This window comes from Pseudomonas sp. GW821-FHT10B02 (assembly GCF_059415665.1).
Window position 1 is genome coordinate 1 of the sequence record NZ_JBWKNR010000011.1, and the last position, 23,365, is coordinate 23,365.

At 60.2% G+C, this 23,365-nt stretch carries 21 protein-coding genes; 10 read left to right on the top strand and 11 right to left on the bottom strand.

What is annotated here, in order from left to right:
- Nucleotides 1-92: 92 nt before the first annotated feature.
- The 9 genes from msrQ to mrcB all read right to left on the bottom strand — a co-directional run bounded on the left by msrQ (nt 93) and on the right by mrcB (nt 9,931).
- Nucleotides 93-713, bottom strand: coding sequence for a protein-methionine-sulfoxide reductase heme-binding subunit MsrQ (msrQ, locus tag AC07OF_RS16880; RefSeq protein WP_157191118.1), 621 nt, complete (start codon nt 711-713; stop codon nt 93-95).
- Complete coding sequence (msrP, locus tag AC07OF_RS16885; RefSeq protein WP_495073260.1) at nt 713-1,732, bottom strand: protein-methionine-sulfoxide reductase catalytic subunit MsrP; 1,020 nt, start codon at nt 1,730-1,732, stop codon at nt 713-715. Before msrP ends, msrQ begins: the two co-directional genes overlap by 1 nt.
- A 63-nt stretch (nt 1,733-1,795) precedes the next feature.
- Nucleotides 1,796-2,653, bottom strand: a complete 858-nt coding sequence (pssA, locus tag AC07OF_RS16890) for a CDP-diacylglycerol--serine O-phosphatidyltransferase (protein WP_157191116.1) — start codon at nt 2,651-2,653, stop codon at nt 1,796-1,798.
- Nucleotides 2,654-2,799: 146 nt separating this feature from the next.
- The gene (gene ilvC / locus AC07OF_RS16895; protein WP_038616234.1) at nt 2,800-3,816 is read right to left on the bottom strand and encodes a ketol-acid reductoisomerase; all 1,017 of its coding nucleotides are present in this window, start codon (nt 3,814-3,816) and stop codon (nt 2,800-2,802) included.
- Nucleotides 3,817-3,867: 51 nt separating this feature from the next.
- Nucleotides 3,868-4,359: an acetolactate synthase small subunit gene (ilvN, locus tag AC07OF_RS16900; protein ID WP_010223016.1), complete on the bottom strand. Its 492-nt coding sequence runs from the start codon at nt 4,357-4,359 to the stop codon at nt 3,868-3,870.
- Between the two features lie 2 nt (nt 4,360-4,361).
- Nucleotides 4,362-6,086 (bottom strand): acetolactate synthase 3 large subunit, encoded by a 1,725-nt coding sequence (locus tag AC07OF_RS16905; protein ID WP_038616232.1) that lies wholly within the window; start codon nt 6,084-6,086, stop codon nt 4,362-4,364.
- 422 nt (nt 6,087-6,508) lie between these two features.
- On the bottom strand, nt 6,509-6,838 hold the full coding sequence (locus AC07OF_RS16910; protein ID WP_342624182.1) for a YqcC family protein: 330 nt from the start codon (nt 6,836-6,838) through the stop codon (nt 6,509-6,511).
- Nucleotides 6,838-7,593 (bottom strand): tetratricopeptide repeat protein, encoded by a 756-nt coding sequence (locus AC07OF_RS16915; protein ID WP_157191114.1) that lies wholly within the window; start codon nt 7,591-7,593, stop codon nt 6,838-6,840. The genes AC07OF_RS16910 and AC07OF_RS16915 overlap by 1 nt, the downstream gene beginning before the upstream one ends.
- Before the next feature lie 16 nt (nt 7,594-7,609).
- Nucleotides 7,610-9,931: a penicillin-binding protein 1B gene (gene mrcB / locus AC07OF_RS16920; RefSeq protein WP_038606841.1), complete on the bottom strand. Its 2,322-nt coding sequence runs from the start codon at nt 9,929-9,931 to the stop codon at nt 7,610-7,612.
- A gap of 118 nt (nt 9,932-10,049) precedes the next feature.
- Here mrcB and AC07OF_RS16925 point away from each other — a divergent pair, with 118 nt between their 5' ends.
- The 4 genes from AC07OF_RS16925 (at nt 10,050) to AC07OF_RS16940 (ending at nt 13,047) form a co-directional block, all read left to right on the top strand.
- Nucleotides 10,050-11,612 (top strand): bifunctional aminoglycoside phosphotransferase/ATP-binding protein, encoded by a 1,563-nt coding sequence (locus tag AC07OF_RS16925; RefSeq protein ID WP_157191113.1) that lies wholly within the window; start codon nt 10,050-10,052, stop codon nt 11,610-11,612.
- A gap of 105 nt (nt 11,613-11,717) precedes the next feature.
- On the top strand, nt 11,718-12,062 hold the full coding sequence (locus AC07OF_RS16930; protein WP_157191112.1) for a pentapeptide repeat-containing protein: 345 nt from the start codon (nt 11,718-11,720) through the stop codon (nt 12,060-12,062).
- A 165-nt stretch (nt 12,063-12,227) separates the two neighbouring features.
- Nucleotides 12,228-12,500, top strand: a complete 273-nt coding sequence (locus tag AC07OF_RS16935) for a TfoX/Sxy family protein (protein ID WP_157191111.1) — start codon at nt 12,228-12,230, stop codon at nt 12,498-12,500.
- A gap of 229 nt (nt 12,501-12,729) precedes the next feature.
- Nucleotides 12,730-13,047 (top strand): Rieske (2Fe-2S) protein, encoded by a 318-nt coding sequence (locus AC07OF_RS16940; RefSeq protein WP_157191110.1) that lies wholly within the window; start codon nt 12,730-12,732, stop codon nt 13,045-13,047.
- Here the strand turns inward: AC07OF_RS16940 and sfsA are convergent.
- Complete coding sequence (gene sfsA / locus AC07OF_RS16945; protein WP_157191109.1) at nt 13,037-13,750, bottom strand: DNA/RNA nuclease SfsA; 714 nt, start codon at nt 13,748-13,750, stop codon at nt 13,037-13,039. The genes AC07OF_RS16940 and sfsA overlap by 11 nt on opposite strands.
- Nucleotides 13,750-14,922: a pyridoxal phosphate-dependent aminotransferase gene (locus AC07OF_RS16950; RefSeq protein WP_157191108.1), complete on the bottom strand. Its 1,173-nt coding sequence runs from the start codon at nt 14,920-14,922 to the stop codon at nt 13,750-13,752. Before AC07OF_RS16950 ends, sfsA begins: the two co-directional genes overlap by 1 nt.
- A gap of 210 nt (nt 14,923-15,132) precedes the next feature.
- Between AC07OF_RS16950 and dksA the strand changes: the two genes are divergently transcribed.
- The 6 genes from dksA to AC07OF_RS16980 all read left to right on the top strand — a co-directional run bounded on the left by dksA (nt 15,133) and on the right by AC07OF_RS16980 (nt 23,363).
- Complete coding sequence (gene dksA / locus AC07OF_RS16955) at nt 15,133-15,576, top strand: RNA polymerase-binding protein DksA (RefSeq protein WP_157191107.1); 444 nt, start codon at nt 15,133-15,135, stop codon at nt 15,574-15,576.
- A gap of 78 nt (nt 15,577-15,654) precedes the next feature.
- Nucleotides 15,655-16,542, top strand: a complete 888-nt coding sequence (gene gluQRS / locus AC07OF_RS16960; RefSeq protein WP_157191106.1) for a tRNA glutamyl-Q(34) synthetase GluQRS — start codon at nt 15,655-15,657, stop codon at nt 16,540-16,542.
- Between the two features lie 152 nt (nt 16,543-16,694).
- Nucleotides 16,695-16,871: a hypothetical protein gene (locus tag AC07OF_RS16965; protein WP_003250005.1), complete on the top strand. Its 177-nt coding sequence runs from the start codon at nt 16,695-16,697 to the stop codon at nt 16,869-16,871.
- Nucleotides 16,855-19,809, top strand: coding sequence for a sensor histidine kinase (locus tag AC07OF_RS16970; protein ID WP_198325398.1), 2,955 nt, complete (start codon nt 16,855-16,857; stop codon nt 19,807-19,809). The genes AC07OF_RS16965 and AC07OF_RS16970 overlap by 17 nt, the downstream gene beginning before the upstream one ends.
- 22 nt (nt 19,810-19,831) lie before the next feature.
- The gene (locus AC07OF_RS16975) at nt 19,832-21,271 is read left to right on the top strand and encodes a sigma-54-dependent transcriptional regulator (RefSeq protein WP_157191104.1); all 1,440 of its coding nucleotides are present in this window, start codon (nt 19,832-19,834) and stop codon (nt 21,269-21,271) included.
- A 703-nt stretch (nt 21,272-21,974) separates the two neighbouring features.
- Nucleotides 21,975-23,363 carry a polynucleotide adenylyltransferase PcnB gene (locus AC07OF_RS16980; RefSeq protein WP_191831500.1) on the top strand — a complete coding sequence of 463 codons (1,389 nt, stop codon included), beginning with the start codon at nt 21,975-21,977 and terminating at the stop codon, nt 23,361-23,363.
- The last annotated feature ends 2 nt before the right edge of the window (nt 23,364-23,365 follow it).

Genomic DNA, 23,365 nt, shown 5'->3' on the forward strand with positions numbered 1-23,365 from the left:
CTAACTCGTTGAATCTCAAGGAGTTTTCCGTTCCGACTGCGCCGGAAGTGGGGCGAATTATAGAGAGATTAAACGGGCCGTCAAGGACTTATTTACGCTTTTGTTGCAGAAGCTGCTTTTCGACCCGCAAGGCGCGGAATTCGCTTGGCAAACAGCGGGATACGCAGCGCCAGCAGTAAGGCGCCAATGCCCGCATAAACAGCCCACTCCTTAAGGTCGGCCCGCACAACCCAAAGAAAGTGCAACAAACCCAAGGCAAGAATTACATAGACCAACTTGTGAAGCTTCTTCCAACGCGCTCCCAGACGTCGCTGACTGTAACGATTGGATGTTACGGCCAAAGCCAGCAATCCAACAAAGCCCAATGCCCCGACAATGATATAGGGTCGCTTGCTCAGCTCCACGCCCAACTGCCCCCAGTCCAACCCCAGCACGAAGACCATATACGAGGTCATGTGCAGCACTATATAAGCAAAGCACCACAACCCTAACTGCCGGCGCGAAACGATCCACCCCGCCCAACCGGTCAAACGCTGCAGCGGTGTCATGCTCAGAGTGATCAGCAGAAAGATCAGCGCGCCCAGCCCCAGCCGGTCGACGAGGATCTTGCCGGGATCCGGTCCCAGCGCATTCATGGCCGCCTCGTATAGCCACCACAACGGCCAGATGCTGGCCAGGACAAAGATGCCGAGTCGAAACAGTGGATAGCGCATCAATAGTTCTTCCGCAGATCAAGCCCGCTATAAAGCCCCGCCACTTCCTCGGCGTAGCCGTTGAACATCTGGGTAGGACGCACATTGGGACTGAACAGCCCGCTGGGCAGGCGCCGCTCCCGGGCCTGGGTCCAGCGCGGGTGATCTACCTCGGGATTGACGTTGGCGTAGAAGCCATATTCCTCTGGCGCGATGGCCTGCCAGGTAGTACGCGGCTGCTCCGCCACCAGGCTGATACGCACAATCGACTTGATACTCTTGAAGCCGTACTTCCAAGGCACCACCAAGCGTAACGGCGCCCCATTCTGATTGGGCAACTCGCGTCCATACATGCCAACGGCCAGAATCGCCAAAGGATTCATCGCCTCATCCAGACGCAAGCCCTCTACATAAGGCCAGTCGATAAGGGCGAAGCTGGAGCGCTGCCCCGGCATGCTCTTGGGATCCTGCAGTGTTTCGAAGCGAATGAAGCGCGCCTTCGAGGTTGGTTCTACCTGCTTGAGCAGAGTCGACAGTGGAAAGCCAAGCCAGGGAATGACCATGGACCAGGCCTCGACGCAACGCAGGCGATAGATACGCTCCTCCAGCTGATAAGGCTGAATGAAGTCTTCCAGCGCATAGCGCCCAGGCTTGCTCACTTCGCCGTCAATCACCACCGTCCAGGGTTCGGTCTTCAGGCTGCCGGCATTGGCTGCCGGATCGCCCTTGTCGGTACCGAACTCATAGAAGTTGTTGTAGTGAGTGGCATCTTTATAGGGGGTGATCGCCTCCCCCGGCGCAGTAACCGCCTGCCAGCGGGTCGCCGCCAGTTTGTCACTGAACCAGGCGGGCGCCGCGCCCGCCTCGGCATCGGCATCGGCGTAGCGCGACATTTCAGCAGCGCCAGCCCATCGAGGCAGTGCGCAAACCGCCAATGTAGCCGCCGTACCGCCGAGCAAGGCACGGCGCGAGACATACAGGGATTCTGGAGTGACGTCCGCTTCGCGGCAATCGGAGGCTTTGGACAGCTTGATGAGCATGATGGCTCCGTAGAACTGGAGGGCTGATGCACCAGTAGACTACGGAGCCCGAGCGAAATTACATCACTCGACGTTTTTACGCCGACGCATGCGCAACAGGTATTGCACAGGACCGGAGGCCGCATAGCCGAGGAACACCAGCAGCAGAATGCGTGGTGGATCACTGAAGACTACCGCGAACACCAGCACTACGGCGAGGATCGCTACGAACGGCACGCGCCCTTTGAGATCCAGCTCCTTGAAGCTGTTGTATTTGATGTTGCTGACCATCAGCATGCCCGCCGCGGCCACCAGCAACGCCACCAGGAACGAAAGCTTCGAACCCTGGATGCCAAAGTCACTGAAAGCCCAGACGGTACCGGCCACCACGCCGGCCGCTGCCGGGCTGGCCAGACCGATGAAGTAGCGTTTGTCGGCCGTGCCGACCTGGGTGTTAAAGCGCGCCAGACGCAATGCAGCACCAGCGACATAGATGAAGGCGACCATCCAGCCGACCTTGCCCATGTCACCCAGGGCCCAGCCGAACGCCAGCAACGCAGGCGCCACACCAAAGGCAACCATGTCCGACAGCGAGTCGTACTCGGCACCGAAGGCGCTTTGGGTGTTGGTCATGCGTGCAACACGGCCATCGAGGCCGTCGAGCACCATCGCGACAAAAATGGCAATGGCGGCAAATGCGAAGTACTTGCTCGCTTCACGCGGATCGCCAGCGCTCAGGGCAGCCTGGGCACTCATGGAATTGATGATGGAATAGAAACCGGCGAACAGGTTCGCGGTGGTGAACAGGTTGGGCAGCAGATAGATACCGCGATGCCGAACCTTGCGTCCTTCGGCGTCATGCCCTTCTTCAACATGCTCATCGATCGGTAGCAGGCTTTCGGCGTCAGAGGCCTTGTTCGGCTCTTCGGGACGTTCGCTCATGGACATTACCTTGCAACGGTGTGGAAAGTTTCGACAGAGGTCTGCGACGAGGGTTCGCCGACAGACGATGAAGCTTTATACCAGAAGCTGACCGCCTAAACGAAAAAACGCGGCCGAAGCCGCGTTTTCATCGCATCAAAAGCCGATTAGTTCTTGGCTTTGTCGACGATTTTGTTGGCTGCGATCCAAGGCATCATCGAGCGCAGTTGCTCGCCGATGACTTCGATGCCATGAGCGGCGTTGTTACGGCGCTTGGCGGTCATCGATGGGTAGCCGGTAGCACCTTCGCTGATGAACATCTTGGCGTACTCGCCGTCCTGGATGCGCTTCAGAGCGTTACGCATGGCCTGACGGGATTCGGCGTTGATGACTTCAGGGCCGGTCACGTACTCGCCGTATTCGGCGTTGTTGGAGATCGAGTAGTTCATGTTGGCGATACCGCCTTCGTACATGAGGTCAACGATCAGCTTCAGTTCGTGCAGGCACTCGAAGTAGGCCATTTCTGGCGCGTAGCCCGCCTCAACCAGGGTTTCGAAGCCAGCTTTGACCAGCTCGACGGTACCACCGCACAGAACAGCCTGCTCGCCGAACAGGTCGGTTTCGGTCTCGTCCTTGAAGGTGGTTTCGATGATGCCGGTACGGCCGCCACCAACGCCAGCGGCGTAGGACAGTGCGACGTTCTTGGCATTGCCCGAGGCGTCCTGGTAGATAGCGATCAGGTCAGGAATACCGCCGCCTTTGACGAACTCGGAACGCACGGTGTGACCTGGCGCTTTTGGCGCGATCATGATCACGTCCAGATCAGCGCGTGGCACAACCTGGTTGTAGTGGATGGCAAAACCGTGGGAGAAGGCCAGGGTGGCGCCTTTCTTGATGTTCGGTTCAATTTCGTTCTTGTACAGCTGGCCTTGGAATTCGTCCGGGGTCAGGATCATGACCAGGTCGGCAGCCGCAACGGCAGAAGCCACATCGGCAACTTTCAGGCCGTGAGCTTCGGCTTTGGCAACGGTAGCCGAGCCTTTACGCAGACCGACAGTGACATCCACACCGGAGTCTTTCAGGTTGCACGCTTGAGCGTGACCCTGTGAGCCGTAACCGATGATGGCAACTTTTTTGCCCTGGATGATCGAAAGGTCGCAGTCTTTGTCGTAGAAAACTTTCATGAACATACCCCTGTTATCTCGGCCCGATAGGGCCATCGCTAATTTTTTGAGTTAGATGCTGAGCACTTTGTCGCCACGGGCAATGCCGGTAACGCCGCTGCGCACTGTTTCGAGAATGGACGCGGTACCGATGGCCTGAATGAAGCTGTCAAGCTTGTCGCTGGCGCCAGTCAGCTGCACGGTGTAGACGCTGCTGCTGACATCGACGATCTGCCCACGATAGATATCGGTGGTGCGCTTGATCTCGGCACGCTGTGCGCCCGTGGCCTTGATCTTGACCAGCATCAGTTCACGTTCGATGTGCGCGCTTTCCGAGAGGTCGACCAGCTTGACGACTTCAACCAGCTTGTTCAGGTTTTTGGTGATCTGCTCGATCACCTCATCATGACCGACCGTGGTCAACGTCAGACGCGACAGGGTCGGGTCTTCGGTCGGGGCTACGGTCAGGCTTTCGATGTTGTAGTTACGCTGCGAGAACAGACCAACCACGCGAGACAAGGCACCGGGTTCGTTTTCCAACAGCAGGGAAATAATGTGCCGCATGATTAGGTACGCTCCGTCTTGCTCAGCCACATGTCGCGCATAGAGCCGTCTTTGATCTGCATCGGGTAGACGTGTTCGCTGTTGTCGACCTGGATGTCGATGAACACCAGGCGGTCTTTCATCGCGAACGCTTCTTCGAGCTTGGGCTTGAGGTCTTTCAGGCTGGTGATACGGATGCCCACGTGACCATAGGCTTCAGCCAGCTTGACGAAGTCAGGCAGCGATTCCATATAGGAGTGCGAGTGACGGCTGTTGTAGGCCATGTCCTGCCACTGGCGGACCATACCCAATACACCGTTGTTCAGGTTGACGATCTTCACCGGCAGGTCGTACTGCAGGCAGGTCGACAGCTCCTGAATGTTCATCTGGATGCTGCCCTCGCCGGTGACGCAGGCAACGTCCTGGTCCGGGAAGTTCAGCTTGACACCCATGGCCGCCGGGAAACCGAAGCCCATGGTGCCCAGACCACCGGAGTTGATCCAGCGGTTGGGTTTGTTGAAGCGGTAGTACTGCGCCGCGAACATCTGGTGCTGCCCCACATCGGAAGTGATGAAGGCATCGCCCTTGGTCACTTCGCAGAGGGTCTCGATCACGGTCTGCGGCTTGATGACGTTACCGTCGCCCTTGTCATAAGGGAACATGTCACGATCACCGCGCCACTCTTCGATCTGCTTCCACCAGGCATCCATCGCAGCTTTTTCCGGCTGCTCGCCGATTTCGCGCAGGGTCGCAACCATTTCGGTCAGGACGCTCTCGACCGGACCAACAATCGGCACGTCGGCCTTGATGGTCTTGGAGATCGACGCCGGATCGATATCGATGTGGATAACCTTGGCGTTCGGGCAGAACTTGGCCGGACCGTTGACCACACGGTCGTCAAAGCGCGCACCGACGGCGAAAATCACATCGGCGTGGTGCATGGCCAGGTTGGCGGTGTAGCTGCCGTGCATACCGAGCATGCCGAGGAACTGGCGATCGGTACCCGGATAGCCACCCAGCCCCATCAGGGTATTGGTGACTGGCAGATTGAGCATCTGCGCGATCTCGGTCAGGGCAGCCGAGCCGCCACCGAGGATCACGCCGCCACCGGCGTAGACCACTGGACGTTTGGCAGCCAGGAGCATTTCAGCTGCTTTGCGGATCTGCCCCGAGTGACCACGGACAGCCGGGCTGTAAGAGCGCAGCTTGACCTTTTTCGGGTAGACGTATTCGAACTTTTCCGCCGGGTTGGTCATGTCTTTCGGGATATCGACCACCACCGGACCCGGACGACCAGACTGCGCCAGGTAGAAGGCTTTTTTCAGGACTTCCGGGATTTCCGAGGCATGTTTGATCATGAAGCTGTGCTTCACGATCGGCCGGGAAATACCGATCATGTCGGTTTCCTGGAAGGCATCGGTACCTACCATGGTGCTAGGCACCTGGCCGGAAAGGATAACCATCGGAATGGAGTCCATGTACGCAGTGGCAATACCGGTAATAGCATTGGTTGCGCCCGGACCGGAGGTTACCAGTACCACGCCGGCCTTGCCGGTGGCACGGGCGTAACCGTCCGCCATATGGGTAGCCGCCTGCTCGTGACGAACCAGGATGTGGCTTACTTCCGGTTCTTTGAACAGGGCATCGTAAACATGCAGGAGAGCACCACCAGGGTACCCGTAGATGTGCTTAACGCCTTCGTCACGCAAAAAGCGGACGACCATCTCAGCGCCAGATAAAAGCTCCACGTTGTTCACCTCTAAAACGCCAGAATACCGCCCACGGTGGACGGGTCTTAATAGGTTTACTGCCAAGCAGAGCATGAGCGACGGAATCGCCGACTACGTCAGCACTGACTGAGCAAGTATTGGGAGCGCCCCAAAGTGTTGCGGGGTTTTCCCACCCAGCGCGAGGTAACGCGTTGCGGGGTGTAACAGGTCGGCGCGGGTGTGCGCCTCATGATCTGCTTAGCGGGTCTGCTTCTGGCAGTCCCTCTACAGCGGAATCTGGATTCTTCTTTTTCGGCGCGCGCAAGTCAAGAAAAATTATTGCCAATTTAGCGCAAGGACGAACTACAGCCACCACTAATGCTAGCGACAGCAGCAGAAAAACCAACATTACAAACAAAAAGAGCCACAAACTGTGGCTCCAAGGGTGAAAAGAGGGAAATTCAGGCAGATGGACTGATCAATTGGTCAAACTCTGCTAGCAGCCTGCGTAGCTCGCGGCTTTCCTCCGGGCGATCGGCATAAACCGTTTCAGCCATGACCAGGATCCCGGAGGCGTTTGGCAGCGCCAGGCCCTTCTCGAGAATCTCTTTCATTTTCGGCAGGAAAATCCACTGCAGCCACTGATCGAAGTTCATGCTGTCGACAGCAAAAGGCACAGTGCTGGCCAGTGCCTGGGCACTGGGCGCGGTCTCACTCCACCAACCCTGGGCGTGCAGCTCGTGCTCGATCAGCAACAGGTGATCGGCGATATCCAGAATGCGCGGGTCCATTACAGGTTGACCTGGGCTTTCTGCCGCGCCAGCGCCGCACCTGCCGAGTCGCCCTGCTTCTCGCGTGCCTGGGCAATGATGCCCCACAGGCCTGCTTGCAGGTCGGGGCGGCCGTTGGCATAAGTCAGGGCACGGCGGGCAAGCTGTTCCGATTGCGCTGCATCGCCCTGAGCCAGGCGCACCTGGGCCAGACGGTAAAGCACCTGCGGCTCGCGCGGGGCGATACGCTGGGCACGCTCAAGGCTCGACGAGGCACCGTTGTAATCACCACTGCCCTGCTGTTGCTGGGCGGTAGTCAGCAGCGCCAGCACCGGGCCGTCGAGCTGCTCGTCAGCCGACAGGCCACCACTGACCGCGCCGCTGCGCGGAATGCCACTAGGCGCGCTCGGAGCGCTAGTGCTCGGCATGGTGTAGCTGCCGGCATTGGTCGAACCGCTATCGAATGGCACCGAACTGCTTGGCCCCGGTGTAATCGGACCGGTGCTGATCGGCGCAGACGCCGTCGAAGCCGGGAATGTCTGAATCGGTGCCGCACCCGCGCCCTGCGGGACCATCACGGTGACACCGGAGTCCTGCGGCACGGCTTGGGCCTGACGAGTACCGGCGTTGACCTGGGCACCACGACTGGCCGTGACCCGTTCGCTATTGGACACGCGCGTACTCGAGTCGACCACGGGAATCGAGCCACGCTGAACGTTGGCGCAACCGTTGAGCAAAGCCAGTGCCGTCAAGGCAGGAATCCACCACTTGTTCACTTCACACCCTCTTTGCTTAATTCATCCAGCCCTTGACCCAGTCCATGACGGACTCGGCGGGATCCTGCGTGCCGCCACAGGCGGCGCCGGCAGGCGGCTCACTGCCGCGAATATACGGCATCTGTACTGCGCCCGGGCAACTGCTGTCGGAGCCCTGCCCGGAGTGTGGATCAATCCAGGCCTGGACCACGTTGTCAGGCAACGGCATGTCCAGCGGCAACGGGTCGGCCTTGCGCATGAAACTGGTCCAGACCTGCAGGGCACCGGTGGCACCGGTGAACGGCGTCTTGCCATTATCGTCCCGACCGAGCCAGACCACCGCCAGCAGATCCTGGCTGAAACCTGCGAACCAGCTGTCACGCGAATCGTTACTGGTACCGGTCTTGCCCGCCAGGTTCAACGAACTTGGCAATACACTGTAGACCGAGCGGCCGGTGCCTTCGCGCATCACCCGCTGCATGGCGTTCTGAACCAGATAGATCGCCCCCGGATCGAAGCTCTGCTGGATCTGGAACGGATAACGCTTGAGCGGTTCGCCCTCGGCGGTCAGTACACTGCGGATGCCGCGCATTGGCGTATTGAAACCACCGTTGGCCAGGGTCTGGTACATGGTCGCAACCTGCATCGGCGACATGCCGCCGGCACCCAGCAGCATCGACGGGAAGGCCGGCCAATCGACATTCACACCCAGCCGCCCAATGGTTTTGAGTACATTCGGCACGCCCAGTTCCAGACCGAGCTTGGCCGTCGACAGGTTGTAGGAGTTGGCCAGGCCCTGGTACAGATAAACGGTGCCATGGGAGCGGCGGTCATAGTTCTGCGGCCGCCAAACCTGGCCATCGCCACCTTTGACCGAGAACGGTTCATCCTGCACCCAACTGGTCAGGGTGTATTGGCTCGGCTTTTCCAGCGCCGTCAGGTAGACCGCCGGCTTGACCAGCGAGCCGATCGGCCGTACGGCGTCAATCGCCCGGTTGAAACCGGCAAATCCAGCCTGACGGCTGCCGATCAACGCCTGTACCTCACCGGTTTCAGGGTTGGTGACCACCATCGCCGCCTCGACCTCGTCGGCACCTTTGCGTCCGGCCAGGCGCTTGAAGGTCTCGGACATGGCCGATTCGGACTTCATCTGCAGGATCGGGTCAAAGCTGGTGAAGATTCGCAGGCCTTCTTCGGTCAAGTCTTCGTCACGGTAGTCCTGACGCAACTGACGTTTGACCAGATCAAGGAAACCGGGGAACGAGCTGTCGGCCAGGCTGCCGCGCTTGGTCACGCCGAGCGGCATTTTCTTCGCCGCAGCAACGGCTTCTGGTGTGGCCACGCCCTGCTCGGCCAACAGGTCCAGTACCAGGTTACGCCGCACGGTGGCGCGATCCGGGTAACGACGCGGATTGTAGTAGGACGGCCCCTTGACCATGCCCACCAGCAGCGCCACCTGATGCAGCTTCAATTCCGACAGCGGCTGACTGAAGAAGAACTGGCTGGCCAGGCCAAAACCGTGCACCGCACGTTGACCATCCTGACCGACGAACACCTCGTTGAGGTAAGCCTCAAGGATCTCGCGCTTGTCGTAGTGCAATTCCAGCAGCAAGGCCATCATGGCCTCGGTCAGCTTACGACTGAGGCTACGCTCGTTGGTCAGGTAGAAGTTTTTGACCAACTGCTGGGTCAGGGTACTGCCGCCCTGACGCATGGCACCCGACGAAGTGTTGACCCAGACCGCACGGGCGATCGACTTCGGCGATACACCAAAGTGACTGTAGAAGTCGCGATCTTCCACGGCCACCAGGGTTTCCAGCAGGTACGGCGGCACCTGGTCGAGCTTGATCAGGATGCGGTCTTCCAGGTTCTTCGGGTACAGCCCGCCGATCATCAGCGGCTCCAGCCGAACTACGTCGAGCTTGGAACCATTGATGCCACTCAAACCCGCCACATAGTCGCCGGAGAAGCGCACACGCACCGCTTGCGCCTGCTCCATGCCTTCATAGAACTGGAAACCACGGGTATTGAGGTCGACGGTATTGCCGCTGACGGCGGCGGCACCCGGGCCGTTGGCAACGCTTTCACGGCGATAGCCCAGGGCATCGAGTTCGATGAGGAAGTCGTTTTTGCTCAGTTTTTGCCCGACGAACAGTTCCAGCGGCCGGGCATACACCTTGGCCGGGATGGTCCAGCGCTTGCCGGAGAACTTCTCCTGGACCACAGCATCGAGGTAAATGGCAAAGCCGGCCAGCACCACAAGGCCAACCAGGCTGAGCTTGATGGCCCAGCCCAGCCAGGCGCGCGAGCGGCCAGACGGGCGTTTTTTAGCGGTACGGGGGGATCGGGTACGAGTCATGGCGGCGGATTATACGCACTTTATTGATCCTCGACAGGCGCCCTCCGGCGGTTTGCACCAGCCTCGCTTACCGCCATAATGGCCCACTCGAAATCACCAAGACCCAGAAGGATCGCCCGTGAGCCAAGCCTTGATCACCGCGCTGCAGAACCCCGCCCTGTTCCCTCACCCGGTGAAGGAGTTTCAGCTCATCGAGACCCACATCTCCTGGGTACTGCTGACTGGCGACTATGCCTACAAGATCAAGAAGCCGATGAATTTCGGCTTCCTCGATTTCACCGAACTGTCCGCACGCAAGCACTTCTGCAACGAAGAGCTGCGCCTGAACCAGCGCCTGACCGAAGGCCTGTACCTGGACGTCCTGCCGATCACCGGTAGCGCCGAAGCGCCGCAACTGGGTGGCGAAGGCGAAGCGATCGAGTACGCGCTGAAAATGCGCCAGTTCCCGCAGAACCAGATGCTCAGCACCCTGCAAGCCAACGGTGAACTGACTGCCGAACACATCGACCAGATGGCCCGGCAAATCGCCGAGTTCCACCTGCAGGCACCCAAGGTCTCGGTGGAGCATCCGCTGGGTACCCCGGACAGCGTCATGGCGCCGGTGGAGCAGAACTTCGAGCAGATTCGCCCGTTCCTCAGCGACAAAGCCGACCTGCAGCAACTCGACGCCCTGCAGGCCTGGGCCCAGGACAGCTTCAAGCGCCTTCACGGCTTGCTCGAGGCACGCAAGGCCGAAGGCTTCATTCGTGAGTGCCATGGTGACATCCACCTGGGCAACGCCACCCTGATCGACGGCAAGGTCGTCATCTTCGACTGCATCGAATTCAACGAGCCGTTCCGCCTGACCGACGTCTACGCCGACACCGCGTTCCTGGCCATGGACCTTGAAGACCGTGGCCTGAAGTCGCTGTCACGGCGCTTCATCAGCCAGTACCTGGAACTGACCGGCGACTATGCAGGCCTTGAACTGCTGAACTTCTACAAGGCTTACCGCGCCCTGGTCCGGGCCAAGGTCGCCCTGTTCAGCATGCCGGCCAATGCCGATGCCGTGCAGCGTGCCACCACCCTGCGCACCTACCGCAACTATGCCAACCTGGCCGAAAGCTACAGCGCCATTCCTTCGCGCTTCCTGGCCATCACCCACGGTGTTTCCGCGGTGGGCAAAAGCCATGTGGCGATGCGCCTGGTCGATGCCCTGGGCGCGATCCGTCTGCGCTCGGATGTAGAGCGCAAGCGTATGTTCGGCGAGCAGCAGGCAGGCGATGCCGGTCAGCTGCAGCAAGGAATCTATAACAACGATGCCAGCCAGGCCACCTATGCCCGCCTGCACAACCTGGCCGAAACCATCCTGCGTGCCGGTTTCCCGGTGGTCATTGACGCCACCTACCTCAAGCAGGCTCAGCGCCAGGCGGCGGCCGGCGTTGCCAGCGAGACCGGGGTGCCTTTCCTGATCCTCGACTGCAATGCCCCGCAAGCGGTTATCGCCAGCTGGCTGGCACAACGTCAGGCCGACAAGAATGATCCTTCCGATGCAACGCTGGAAGTGGTCGAAGCCCAGCTGGCCAGTCGAGAGCCGCTGAGCAGCGAAGAACTGCTGCAAAGCAAGCGTGTCGAAACCAACGAAAGCGGCAGCCTCGATCTGCTGGTCAAGCAGATCCGTCAGCGCCTTCCCGGGCTCTGATATGCCCCAGGACGTGAAGCAGTCGACACTTCACGCCTGATCTCCGGCGCCTCCGCAATGATGGCACTATAGTGTCACCACAAGTGCAAACAAGGAGGCGCCTTCATGAATCAGCCACGGCAACTGGACAGCGCACTGTATGCGCTGGTGCATGACGAACAGATCGCCAGCTTCAACCGCGAAAAACCCAGGGACGTCAGTATCGACTTTCGCGGCGGCGATTTCCGCGGCCTCGACCTGCGGGAGCTGGACACCAGCGGAATTGATTTCACCGATGCCTATTTCCGCGCTGCCGATCTGCGCGGCCTCGACCTGCGCCACAACGGGCTCGAAGGCGCAAGCCTGGCCCATGCCCAGATCTCCGGTACCTACTTCCCCACTGAGCTGAGCGCCGACGAAATTCTCATGTCAGTCAATTTCGGCACTCGACTGCGCTATCGCACCCGCTGATTTTTCCGCTGAACCCCCGCCAGCCGTGGCCTGGCGGGTTTCTTTCGGCTACTTGTCGGCAGCCCGATGGCAAAACGCCGCGTATTTCCCAAGTGCCGCTACACTGCTCATTGACCTGCCAGCGATTCCTCCACAAGACCCGTTCAGCCGTCGCAAGGAGGCTTGATGAACGATGAACTCCAGCATCTGAAAAACCTTGGCAAGACTTCCGCGCAGTGGTTGCATGCGGTCGGCATCCACAGTGCTTCGGATCTGCGCCGGCTGGGTGCGGTAAACGCCTACAAAGCGGTGCGCACCCGTGGCTTCCGGGCCTCGAAGGTATTGCTCTACGCGATTGAAGGCGCCTTGCTCGACGTGCACTGGAATGACATTCCGGCCGAACGCAAGGAAGCCCTGAACCAACAGCTCGATGCAAAAGCCGTTCAGAAAAATAATTGAGAATATTGAGTAGCGGCGGTTGACACCGTAATGAGAATCGTTATGATTATCACAACTGGTCGCGAGACTGGTTGGGTAACCTGAAAGCCCCTGGTTCGGACTCTCAGATTATCTCCTCATCAGGCTAATCACGGTTATTGACCCGGCTCTTTGCCGGGTCTTTTTTTTGCCCGGAGTTGGTATCGTTTGGTAGCGTCAAACCAACAGTGACTCCAGGTAACTCCCTGCTATGCATTTTCTCTGCTTATCCGACCAATTAGGCGAAGGCCGCAGTCGTGGCTTCAGCGTTGACGACACCGCCGTGTTTGCCGTGCGCCGCGCAGGCCGGGTCTACCTGTACCGCAACCGCTGCCCGCACCGCGGCATCCCGCTGAACTGGGAGCCCGATCAGTTTCTCGACAGCAGCGCCAGCCTGATCGCCTGCGGCCGGCATGGCGCCCTGTTTCTGATCGAGTCCGGAGAATGCGTGGCCGGCCCCTGCGCCGGGGAGCAACTGACCGCCCTGGACTGCCTTGAAGACAGCCAGGGCATCTGGCTCATGGCGTAAGCAGGACCGGCAAAGCCCGGTCGATATAGACCTGCTCACCATCGACGCGCGTGCCATAGGCCAGCACCTCGACACCATCGGCTACGGCGGCGCGCAACGCTTGCGCGTAGACCGCATCGATTTCCTCGGCTGGCCGCACGGCTTCGATCGCGCTGAGATTTACGCAGTACAGTTGCACCGCCCGCACACCCTGGCGGGCCAGCGCCGCCAGTTCGCGCAGGTGCTTGGCGCCCCGCTGGGTGACCGCATCAGGGAAAGCCGCAACGGCTGAACCTTCAAAACCCAGGGTCACGCTCTTGACCTCGACATAAGCCGGCCCATCGGCAAACTCCAGACGAAAGTCCACCCGGCTGCGCTCCTCGCCGTAGGCCACTTCGCGCCTGAGCCCGGTAAAACCTGCCAGTTCGCTGATGATTCCGGCGTGCAGAGCTTCCTCGACCAGCGCATTGGCCCGCCCGGTATTCACACAGGCCAGACGCCCTTGCGGCGTCTCACTGATTTCCCAGGTGCCAGGCAACTTGCGTTTGGGATCATTGGAACGACTGAACCAGACCTGCCCCCCTTCGACCATGCAATTGAGCATCGAGCCGGTATTGGGGCAATGAATGGTGATCTGCTCGCCACTGGCCAGTTCGATATCGGCCAGAAAGCGCTTGTAGCGACGCAGCAGTCGCGCGGTTTCCAGTGCTGGAGAAAAACGCATCAGCCTTGCCAGCTCCGCAGACCACGGGCAATGCGCTCCACCGCTTCCTGCAGGCGTGGCAGGCTCTGGGTGTAGGCAAACCGCACGTGATGCCCGGCCTGATAGCGACCGAAGTCCAGGCCCGGCGTAAAGGCAACATGCTCGGTTTCAAGGAAGTGCTGGCAGAAGGCGAAGGCATCACCGCCAAAGGCGCTGATATCCGCGTACAGATAAAAAGCCCCCTGCGGCTCGACGGCAATCTTGAAGCCCAGCTCACGCAGAGCAGGCAACAGGAAGTCGCGACGACGGCCGAATTCGGCACGACGCTCTTCGAGAATCGCCAGTGTCTGTGGCTGGAAACAGGCCAGAGCGGCATGTTGAGCCATGCTCGGGGCACTGATGTAGAGGTTCTGTGCCAGCTTTTCCAGGTCACTGACCGCTGCCGGTGGCGCCACCAGCCAGCCGAGTCGCCAACCGGTCATCCCGAAATATTTGGAAAAACTGTTCAGGACGAAGGCATGGTCATCGACTTCCAGAACGCTGGCTGCATCCATGCCGTAGGTGAGCCCGTGGTAGATCTCATCGACCACCAGATGCCCATTGTGAGCACGGGTTGCCGCCGACAGACTGGCCAACTCGCTGCGGTCAAGCACGGTGCCGGTCGGGTTGGCCGGGGACGCCACCAGTGCGCCAACGGTGTCCTGATCCCAATAGCGTTCGACCAGGTCAGCGGTCAGTTGGTAGTTGACCTCGGGGCCCACCGGTACCAGTTGCGCGCCGCCTTCGACCAAACGCAAAAAGTGCCGATTGCACGGGTAGCCGGGGTCCGCCAGCAGCCAGTGTTTGCCCGGATCCACCAGCAAACTGCTGGCCAGCAGCAAGGCACCGGAGCCGCCCGGCGTGATGAGGATTCGTTCGGGGTCGATGCTCAGGCCATAGCGCTGCTGGTAAAAGCCGGCAATCGCCTCACGCAGCGCCGGCACACCTCGCGCCGCGGTGTAGCGGGTATGCCCGGCGGCCAGGGCAGCCTGGCCAGCCTCGACGATCGGCGCGGCGGTGGTGAAGTCCGGTTCACCGATTTCCAGGTGAATCACATCACGGCCGCTGGCTTGCAGCTCGTTGGCGCGGGCCAGCAGGGCCATGACGTGGAACGGTTCTATGGCGCGGCTGCGCGCACTGTAGGACTGGGCCATCAACCTTCTCTCAAATAGGTCTAGAATGATGATTCTACCCGTGTGCTGAAGCGAACGTGTGGCTAAACCTGCTGTCAACCACGAAGACACCGGGAGTAGCGCGCCCCGATTCGATCTGGTAAGTTCGGCGGCTCGCAGTCGCAGGGCCGGCGGGCGCCGGAGATGGAGCAGCCTGCGCAATGGATTAGAAGAGTGAGAGGCGGTCTATTCATGTCCACCCAAGAAAAGCAACAAAGTCAACTCGTTCGCGGCTTCGAACCCTATAAAGAAACCAAGGGTGAGGAGTACATGGGTGCCCCAATGCGCGCGCACTTCACTAAACTTCTGCACAAATGGAAGCAGGAGCTGATGGAAGGCGTAGACAAGACTGTGGACCACATGAAAGACGAGGCAGCCAACTTCCCTGACCCGGCCGATCGCGCCAGCCAGGAAGAAGAGTTCGCCCTGGAGTTGCGTAATCGCGACCGCGAACGCAAGCTGATCAAGAAAATCGACAAAACCTTGCAGTTGATCGAAGACGAAGAGTACGGCTGGTGCGAAAGCTGCGGCGTGGAAATCGGTATTCGTCGCCTGGAGGCCCGTCCGACTGCAGACCTGTGCTACGACTGCAAGACACTGGCGGAAATCAAGGAAAAACAGGTCGGCAAAGCCTGATCTGACCAGAACGGGGCGCTCAAGGCGCCCCGCTTCATTTATGGCTGCGACGATTGCCCAGTACCTGCATTGATGAGTATGAACAACCCTCGCTACATCGGGCGTTTCGCCCCCACCCCAAGCGGGTTCCTGCACTTCGGTTCGTTGGTCGCTGCGCTCGCCTCCTGGCTTGATGCCCGCGCGGTTGGCGGCCAGTGGCTGCTGCGCATGGAAGATATCGACCCTCCCCGCGAAGCCCCCGGCGCTCAGGCGGCAATCCTGCACACCCTGGAAAGCTACGGCCTGGAGTGGGATGGCGAGGTGGTCTACCAGAGTCAGCGCCATGAGGCCTACGCCGAAGTCGTCGAGCGTCTGTTCCGCCAGGGCCTGGCTTATGCCTGCACCTGTTCGCGCAAGCAACTGGAGGGTTACAACGGCATTTACCCCGGCCTGTGCCGCAATGCCGGCCATGCTCAACAGGACGCCGCCATCCGCCTGCGCGTGCCGGAGCTGACCTACCGGTTCGAAGACCGCGTTCAGGGCCCTTTCGAACAACACCTGGGCCGTGAGGTGGGTGATTTCGTCATCCGTCGTCGCGACGGGCTCTATGCGTATCAACTGGCGGTGGTGCTGGACGATGCCTGGCAAGGGGTGACCGACATCGTACGCGGCGCCGACTTGCTGGATAACACCCCGCGCCAGCTTTACCTACAGGAACTGCTGGGGCTGTCGCAACCGCGTTATCTACATGTGCCGCTGATTACCCAGCCTGATGGCCATAAGCTGGGCAAGAGCTACCGTTCCGCGCCGTTACCCGCCGAGCACGCCACGCCGCTGCTCCTGCGGGCCCTGCGCGCCCTGGGCCAAACCACCGACACAGCGATGGAACAGGCCCGGCCCGCCGAAGTACTGGCCCATGCCACCCGACACTGGTCGAGCGGTGCGATCCCACGCAGTCGAACCCTGGCCGAGGCGCAACTGGCCTGACCCTTGCCGATAGACAGAAAGCCCAATAAATTCAAATCTTTGGCTAAAACGTGCAAGGACGTTTGCAGCCGTCAGCCCATCCGTTACCATCGCCGCAGCCATTTGCGCCAATAATAAGTCCAAGCAGCAACGCCCTAACCTTTGAGGCCAGCATGTATATCTATCGTTTGGTCCTGCTTCTGGTCGTGGGGATCTATCTGTTCTCCCCGGCCATCATGGACTGGTGGATCGAGCCAACCGGAGCCTGGTATCGCCCTTACCTGCTCTGGCTGATCCTGATCGTCGTGACCTTTATCCTGCAGAGCCAACGTGATGCCGATGAGCTTTAGCCTGACCCAGATGATCCTGATCAGCGCCGCCTACCTGCTGGTGCTGTTCGGCGTGGCCTGGATCAGCGAACGCGGCATGATCCCGCGCGCAATCATTCGCCACCCCCTGACCTACACCCTGTCGCTAGGTGTCTATGCCAGTGCCTGGGCGTTCTACGGCTCAGTCGGTCTGGCCTACCAGTACGGTTACGGTTTTCTGGCCTGTTACCTGGGGGTTTCCGGGGCTTTCCTGCTGGCGCCGGTACTGCTTTACCCGATTTTGAAGATCACCCGCACCTATCAGCTGTCGTCACTGGCCGACCTCATCGCCTTCCGCTTTCGCAGCACCTGGGCCGGGGCGCTGACCACGATATTCATGCTGATCGGCGTCCTGCCGTTGCTGGCCCTGCAGATCCAGGCGGTGGCCGACTCGATCAGCATCCTCACCGGCGAGCCGGTCAAGGCCCGGGTGGCGATGGCCTTCTGTGCCTTGATTACCTTGTTCACCATCTTTTTCGGCTCCCGGCACATCGCTACCCGGGAAAAGCACGAAGGCCTGGTGTTCGCCATTGCCTTTGAGTCGGTGATCAAGCTGCTGGCCCTGGGCGGAATTGGTCTGTACGCGCTGTACGGCGTATTCGGCGGGCCGCACCAGCTGGAAGTCTGGCTGCTGCAGAACCAGACCGCCCTGGCCGCTCTGCACACACCATTGCAGGAAGGCCCATGGCGGACCCTGCTGCTGGTGTTCTTCGCCTCGGCCATCGTCATGCCGCACATGTATCACATGGCCTTCACCGAGAACCTCAACCCGCGCTCGCTGGTCAGCGCCAGTTGGGGCTTGCCGCTGTTCCTGCTGCTGATGAGCCTGGCCGTGCCTTTGATCCTCTGGGCGGGTTTGAAGATGGGCGCCAGCACCAGCCCGGAATACTTCACCCTGGGCCTGGGGATCGCCGCCAACAACCAGGCGCTGGCACTGCTCGCATATGTCGGTGGGCTGTCAGCCTCCAGCGGCTTGATCATCGTTACCACCCTCGCCCTCTCGGGCATGGCCCTGAACCACCTGGTACTGCCGCTCTACCAGCCACCGGCCGAGGGCAATATCTATCGTTGGCTGAAATGGACCCGCCGCGCGCTGATCGTCGCGATCATCGCCGCCGGCTTCGGCTTCTACCTGACCCTTGGCAGCCAGCAAGACCTGGCCAACCTCGGCATCGTCGCCTTTGTCGCCACCCTGCAGTTCCTGCCAGGCGTGCTTTCGGTACTGTACTGGCCGACCGCCAACCGCCGCGGCTTCATCGCCGGTTTGCTGGCCGGGATCCTGGTGTGGATGGTGACCATGTTGCTGCCACTGGTGGGCAACCTGCAGGGTTTCTACATCCCGTTGCTGAACATGATCTATGTGCTCGACGACACCAGTTGGCACATGGCGGCCATTGCCTCGCTGGCGGCCAACGTGTTGCTGTTCACCCTGATTTCGCTGTTCACCAACGCCAGCAGTGAAGAAGTCAGCGCCGCCGAAGCGTGCGCGGTGGATAACGTGCGCCGTCCGCAACGCCGCGAACTGCATGCCGCCTCGCCGCAGGAATTCGCCACGCAACTGGCCAAGCCCCTGGGCGCCAAGGCCGCCCAGAAGGAAGTCGAACAAGCCCTGCGTGATCTCTACCTGCCCTTCGACGAGCGCCGTCCCTACGCCTTGCGCCGCCTGCGCGACCGTATCGAAGCCAACCTGTCGGGGCTGATGGGGCCAAGTGTGGCTCAGGACATGGTCGAGACCTTCCTTCCTTACAAGTCGGGTAACGAAAACTACGTTACCGAAGACATTCACTTCATCGAAAGTCGCCTGGAAGACTACCACTCGCGCCTCACCGGCCTTGCCGCCGAGCTCGATGCCCTGCGCCGCTACCACCGCCAGACCTTGCAGGAACTGCCCATGGGTGTCTGCTCGCTGGCCAAGGATCAGGAGATCCTGATGTGGAACAAGGCCATGGAAGAACTCACCGGCATTCCCGCCAAGCGTGTGGTCGGCTCACGCCTGACCACCATCAGCGAACCTTGGCGTGGCCTGCTGCTGGGCTTCACCAACATCCCCGATGAACACCTGCACAAGCAGCGCCTGGGCCTGGACGGCCAGACCCGCTGGCTGAACCTGCACAAGGCCGCCATTGACGAGCCCCTGGCGCCGGGCAACAGTGGTCTGGTGGTGCTGGTCGAAGACCTCACCGAGACCCAGGCTCTGGAAGACAAGCTGGTGCACTCCGAACGCCTGGCCAGCATCGGTCGCCTGGCGGCCGGGGTGGCCCACGAAATCGGCAACCCGGTCACCGGCATCGCTTGCCTGGCGCAGAATCTGCGTGAAGAGCGCGAGGAAGATGGCGAGATTACCGAGTTGAGCAGCCAGATCCTCGAGCAGACCAAGCGCATTTCCCGCATCGTTCAGTCACTGATGAGCTTTGCCCACGCCGGCAGCCATCAGCACAGCGACGAGCCGGTGTGCCTGGCCGAAGTGGCGCAGGACGCCATCGGCCTGCTGGCCTTGAACCGGCGCAATTTCGAAGTACAGTTCTTCAACCTGTGCGATCCCGAGCACTGGGTCGATGGCGACCCGCAACGCCTGGCCCAGGTCCTGATCAACTTGCTGTCCAACGCCCGCGATGCCTCACCGCCCGGCAGTGCCGTGCGGGTCAAGAGCGAAGCGAGCGAGCATACCGTTGACCTGATCGTCGAGGACGAAGGCAGCGGTATTCCGAAAAACATCATGGATCGTCTGTTCGAACCCTTCTTCACTACCAAGGACCCGGGCGAAGGTACCGGACTGGGGCTTGCTCTGGTCTATTCCATCGTGGAAGAGCATTATGGACAAATCACCATCGACAGCCCGGCCGATACCCAGAGCCAGCGTGGCACTCGGATCCGAGTCACCCTGCCGCGCCATGTCGTAGCGACGTCCGCTGTGAACTGAGACCGTCGAGAGAATTGAATCAATGCCGCATATTCTGATCGTCGAAGACGAAACCATCATCCGCTCGGCACTGCGTCGACTACTGGAACGGAACCAGTATCAGGTCAGCGAAGCCGGATCGGTGCAGGAAGCACAGGAGCGCTTCAGCATTGCCACCTTCGACCTGATTGTCAGTGACCTGCGCCTGCCCGGCGCCCCGGGTACCGAACTGATCAAGCTCGGCCAGGGCACACCGGTGCTGATCATGACCAGCTACGCGAGCCTGCGCTCTGCCGTCGATTCGATGAAAATGGGCGCGGTGGACTACATCGCCAAGCCTTTCGATCATGACGAAATGCTCCAGGCCGTGGCGCGCATCCTGCGTGACCGCCAGAACGCGCCAGCCGCGCCTGCCGAAGCACGTGGTAACGGCAAGACCGGCATGGCCGACAAAGGCAGCAGCAATGCCGCCAATGGCGAAATCGGCATCATCGGTTCCTGCCCACCGATGCAAGACCTGTACGGCAAGATCCGCAAGGTTGCCCCGACTGACTCGAATGTACTGATCCAGGGCGAATCGGGGACCGGTAAAGAGCTGGTTGCCCGCGCCCTGCACAACCTCTCGCGCCGCGCCAAGGCACCGATGATCTCGGTGAACTGTGCGGCCATTCCGGAAACCCTGATCGAGTCGGAACTGTTCGGCCATGAAAAAGGCGCCTTCACCGGTGCCAGCGCCGGTCGCGCCGGCCTGGTCGAAGCTGCCGACGGCGGTACCCTGTTCCTCGACGAAATCGGTGAATTGCCACTGGAAGCCCAGGCTCGCCTGCTGCGGGTGCTTCAGGAAGGCGAAATCCGCCGGGTCGGTTCGGTGCAGTCACAAAAGGTCGATGTGCGCCTGATCGCTGCGACCCACCGTGACCTGAAAAACCTGGCCAAGATCGGCCAGTTCCGCGAAGACCTTTATTACCGTCTGCACGTTATCGCCCTCAAGCTGCCTGCCCTGCGCGAGCGCGGCGCCGACGTCAACGAAATCGCCAATGCCTTCCTCGCCCGCCAAAGCGCGCGTGTCGGCCGTAACGACCTGCGCTTTGGCCACGATGCCGAACAGGCCATCCGTCATTACTCCTGGCCGGGTAACGTCCGTGAGCTGGAAAACGCCGTTGAGCGTGCGGTGATTCTCTGCGAGAGCCCGGAAATCTCTGCCGACCTGCTGGGCATCGATATTGAGCTGAGCGACCTGGAAGACGACGAACCGTTCGCCAGCCTGTCCGGCAATGGCAGCACGGCCAACAACACCAGCCACGAACCAACCGAAGACCTGTCCCTGGAAGACTACTTCCAGCACTTCGTCCTCGAACATCAGGACCACATGACCGAGACCGAGCTGGCGCGCAAACTCGGGGTCAGTCGCAAGTGCCTGTGGGAACGTCGCCAGCGCCTGGGCATCCCGCGGCGCAAGAGCGGTGCCACCAGCGACAGCTGATCCCTTTCAGCTGTCACCGAGGCGCGAAGGGGTAACACGGGCAAATGTGAAAAAACTGTTACCTCGCCACAATCTCGTAACAAAAACCGGGGCTTACGGTAACGAAGCCCCGGTTTTTTTTCGCCTCAACAACACCGTGAAATCGCTCCAAGCCCTTGTTTTACTGGGGTTTGCAAAAGTTGGCACGGCACCTGCTATATGTTTGGTACAAGAACAATAACAAGCACTGCAAAAGACAATAAAAATAAGACGAATCGGCTCACGCACAATAAGAACAAGACGGCGGAGGCGCAGCTAACTGATTCTTTTGGAGAGGAGTTGTATTTGGGGCTTGCCCCACAACCAGGCAGAGAATAATAAAAACTGCACTCAAGCAGGGCCTGAACTGGTTGGATCGCATGATCATTGCAACCTCAGCGACCAAAGCAATCCGTTTGCTCTTGAATCCCGGTTAGGGAGATCGTCCACAAGCTTTGCGTTTTGTGGATAGGGCACTCAACAAAAACAAGAAGCCCGGCAAAAAAACAATAAGAGCACGCAACTACTTTCTTGGGGAGCTTCGGCTCCCCTTGTAGTTTCTCCCCTCCGCATCACCCCCGCTTTGCTAGCGCCTACACCATCCTCCCAGTAAATGCTAGAATCCCCGCCCATCATGCGGCCATTCTTCGTTTTTGGCCGAACATTCCTTCAAACAGTGCATCCCATGCTGAAGAAGCTGTTCCAGTCGTTCCGTCCTCCCGTACGTGGCCCGCACCACAAGCGCACCACGCCTGAAGTGATCAATAGCGGTCAACACTCGCTGCAACGTGGCCAATTCAGTCGTCATGCGGTGAGTATCGTTGAGCGCCTGCAAAATGCTGGCTACCAGGCCTACCTGGTCGGTGGCTGCGTGCGCGACCAACTCCTGGGTATCACCCCCAAGGACTTCGATGTCGCCACCAGCGCCACCCCCGAACAAGTCCGTGCCGAATTTCGCAATGCGCGCATCATCGGCCGCCGTTTCAAGCTGGTTCACATCCATTTCGGTCGTGAAATCATCGAAGTCGCCACCTTCCGTGCCAATCACCCGGAAAGCGAAGCAGAAGACAGCCACACCTCGTCGCGTAACGAGAGCGGGCGCATCCTGCGTGACAATGTCTACGGCACCCTGGAAGAAGACGCGCAGCGCCGTGACTTCACCATCAACGCCCTGTACTACGATCCGGTCAGCGAACGCATCCTCGACTACGCCAATGGTGTACACGACATCCGCAATCGTTTGATCCGCCTGATCGGTGATCCGACCCAGCGTTACCAGGAAGACCCGGTGCGGATGCTGCGCGCCGTGCGTTTCGCGGCCAAGCTGAACTTCGGCATCGAGAAGCACACGGTGCAGCCGATTCGCCAGCTGGCACCGATGCTGCGCGAGATCCCGTCTGCCCGCCTGTTCGAAGAAACGCTCAAGCTGTTCCTCTCCGGGCATGCTGCCGACACCTTCGAAATGCTGGTCGACCTGCAGTTGTTCGATCCGCTGTTCCCGGCCAGTGCCGAGGCACTGGAAGAACACCCGACCTACACCCACACCCTGATCAGCCAGGCATTGATCAACACCGACCTGCGCATCAAGCAGGGCAAACCGGTAACCCCTGCCTTCCTGTTCGCCGCCCTGCTCTGGCCAGCCTTGCCAGGCCGTGCACTACGCCTGCAAAGCCGTGGCATGCCGCCGATTCCGGCGATGAACGAAGCCGCCCACGAGCTGATCAGCGAACAGTGCCAGCGCATCGCGATTCCGAAACGCTTCACCCTGCCGATCCGCGAGATCTGGGATATGCAGGAGCGCCTGCCACGCCGCAGCGGCAAGCGTGCCGACCTGCTGCTCGACAACCCGCGCTTCCGTGCCGGTTACGACTTCCTGCTGCTGCGTGAAAGCGCAGGTGAGGAAACCGATGGCCTGGGCCAATGGTGGACCGACTATCAGGACAGTAATGACAGCGAGCGGCGCGACATGATCCGTGACCTGGGCAGCCGCGATGAAGGCGCCTCTGCCGGCCCGCGTAAACGCAAGCGCAGCCCGAGCAAACGCAAGCGTGCCGATGGCGGCGCAGGCGAATAAGC